Origin of the sequence: Arthrobacter sp. SO5 (genome assembly GCF_020532805.1) — a bacterium.
Classification (GTDB): Bacteria; Actinomycetota; Actinomycetes; order Actinomycetales; family Micrococcaceae; genus Arthrobacter.
The window spans coordinates 1-406 of the sequence record NZ_MQTQ01000014.1 but is presented as its reverse complement, the minus strand read 5'-3'; the positions used below and the strand labels follow the sequence as shown (position 1 = coordinate 406).

Here is a 406-nt window from a genome sequence, read left to right as displayed (position 1 = left end):
GTCCGGGGCGATGTCCCGGAGACCATCAAGGACAAGCAGCTGTACACCTTGGACCTCGGGTCCCTGGTGGCCGGCTCCCGGTACCGCGGTGACTTCGAGGAGCGGCTGAAGAAGGTCCTCAAGGAGATCCGTACCCGCGGGGACATCATCTTGTTCATCGATGAGATCCACACGCTTGTGGGTGCCGGTGCCGCGGAGGGTGCCATCGATGCGGCCTCGATCCTGAAGCCCATGCTGGCGCGCGGGGAGCTGCAGACCATCGGTGCCACCACGCTGGATGAGTACCGCAAGCACATCGAGAAGGATGCCGCGCTGGAACGGCGTTTCCAGCCCATCCAGGTCAAGGAGCCCTCGGTTGCGCACGCGATCGAGATCCTCAAGGGCCTGCGGGACCGGTACGAGGCGC

1 protein-coding gene is annotated in these 406 nt (G+C 65.0%); it reads left to right on the top strand.

Annotated elements, in window-relative coordinates; translation table 11 throughout:
- Positions 1–406, top strand: a 406-nt coding sequence (locus tag BJG92_RS02995; protein WP_232082540.1) for an AAA family ATPase, incomplete at both ends; no start/stop codon positions are given.